The organism is Pseudonocardia sp. NPDC049154 (assembly GCF_040648315.1).
Lineage (GTDB): Bacteria > Actinomycetota > Actinomycetes > Mycobacteriales > Pseudonocardiaceae > Pseudonocardia.
The window spans coordinates 1-1,908 of record NZ_JBEZDN010000257.1 but is presented as its reverse complement, the minus strand read 5'-3'; the positions used below and the strand labels follow the sequence as shown (position 1 = coordinate 1,908).

Sequence of the window (1,908 nt, the reverse complement as noted above, 5' to 3'; positions counted from 1 at the left end):
CACCATGGTGCCGACGGGCGCCGGGCCCGCGACCGGCCGCACGGGAGCACCGCCGGGAGCCCCGACGCCTGCCGCCGCGGCGCCCGGTTGCGCGGGAGCACCCGGAGCGGCGGGCGCAGGAGCCGGTGGTCCGGCGGGAGCCGGTGCGGAACCGGCCGCCACGGGGGCATTGTCGGGGGACCACGTCGCGGTGTCGGGCACGGCGGTGACCTCCGACGTCGCCACCGGCGACGCCGCCCGCGGGCGGCGCGGCACGAAGGCCGCGGGATCGACCCGGTCCAGCACGCGCCGGACCTTGCGCAGGTTGCGCTCGGGGGTGAGGACCAGCACCGAGAGCACGAGGCCGGGGCCCACCGGGTCCGGCAGCAGCCGGATCAGGTGCAGGACCGCCGATCCCTGCTTCACGACGACCTCGGCCGGGGCGCCGCGCACGACCTGGGCGAGCGCCTGCGCGGCGCGGATCACCTCGGCCTGCGCGGCGGCCACGGCCTCGGTGTCGAGCCGCGCGCGGTCCGCCGTCTCGGCGTCGAGCGTCAGACCGCTCTCGACGTCGACGAGGGCGCACGCCAGCACGGACGGCTGGCGCAGCACCTCCTTCGCCGCGACGCGCAGGACTCCGGGACTGCCGGGGATGCTCAGCACGCCTGAATTTGTATCGGGACGGTCGCGGACCGCGATCAGCGGTGGGCGTTCGCCTGGAAGTACTGGCTGTCGCCGCCCTGCGGCGAGCGGGCGCCGGCGTTGGGGTGGGACATGTAGAACTCCTGCTCGATGACGCGCAGGTCGCGCCGCGCCATGGCCAGGTTGGCCTGCTGGCGGTTGAGGACCAGGTACAGGAAGAGCTTCTCGTCCGGCAGGCCGCGGATCAGGCGGATCAGGTGGTACTGGTTGTCCAGCGTGATCAGGATGTCCTCGATCTGCTCCCGCAGCCCGAGCTTCTGCGTGACCTCGATCTTGCTCTTCACGACGTCGCTGTTGCCGGGCGCCGCGACCTCGAGGTCGAACTCGGCGCTGCCACCGCGCGAGCCGAGCATCATGCCGCTGTCGTAGTCGACCAGCGCGACGGCGAAGGCGCCCTTGATGTTGGCGGCCATGTCCAGGGAATGCTCGATGGAGCTCATTGTGTGCCTCCGACCGCCGGTTCGGGGGACGATTCTCCGGCGGCCTTCGAAAGGTGGGACGGGGGAACCTCAAGCGTATCGCAGAATCGTTGCGCGGGGCACCGGGGGTGCATTTCCCGGACGACCGCGGAACGGTGGCCCGGGCGGCCCGCGGGAACCCGCCACCCGGCGGCCGGAAATCACCGCAACCGCCTCCGCAGGCCGTCGGCCAACCGCCACAACGTGTGCAGGTCCGTGGCCCAGCGCCGATCCTGCTCGCCCTCCTCGGGCTCGCGCCGGGGCGGGATCACGGTGTCGCCCCGGCGGCGGGGCAGGGCGCCGGAGGGGGCGGTCGCGGCGTCGTCCGACGGGCCCGGCCTGGCGTCACCCATCGCGCGCTCGCGGGGGTCGACGGGCGCGGCACCGGTGCCGGTCGGGGATCTGTCGTCCGCGGCGGTGGAGGGACCCGCGGCCGCGAGTGTGCGCTCGTCCGCGGAGGACGGGCGCGACGGGGCCGAGCTCGTCGACGCCGGGCGCTCCGGGTCCGCGCGTTCCGGGTCCGCACGTTCCGGGTCGGCGCGTTCCGGGTCGGCGCGTTCCGGGTCGACCGCTCGGGAGGGCGTGGCGCCGGCGGGGTCGTCGGCCGCGGCACGCGGGCCCGGAACCCGGTGGCGGGCGCCGCCGACCCGCGGGGCCGCGGACAATCGCTCGGTCGTGCTGATCGTCACGGACGACAACCCGCGCACCGAGGACCCCGCCGAGGTCCGGGCCGCCATGCGCGCAGGTGCCGAGGCCGAACCCGCCCGCG

3 protein-coding genes are annotated in these 1,908 nt (G+C 75.4%); all 3 read right to left on the bottom strand.

Features of this window, described 5'->3' with window-relative positions:
* Positions 1-642: hypothetical protein (locus AB0B41_RS43145; RefSeq protein ID WP_358213023.1), on the bottom strand; the 642-nt coding region annotated here is incomplete at its 3' end.
* Between the two features lie 35 nt (positions 643-677).
* Positions 678-1,121, bottom strand: a complete 444-nt coding sequence (locus tag AB0B41_RS43140) for a hypothetical protein (RefSeq protein ID WP_358213022.1) — start codon at positions 1,119-1,121, stop codon at positions 678-680.
* 179 nt (positions 1,122-1,300) lie between these two features.
* Entirely contained in the window at positions 1,301-1,828 is a 528-nt protein-coding gene (locus AB0B41_RS43135; RefSeq protein WP_358213025.1) for a hypothetical protein, read from the bottom strand.
* Positions 1,829-1,908 lie beyond the last annotated feature (80 nt).

Coding starts and splice junctions, on each gene's coding strand:
- AB0B41_RS43140 (WP_358213022.1), bottom strand. CDS start 1,121: ATGAGCTCCATCGAGCATTCCCTGGACATGGCCGCCAACATCAAGGGC.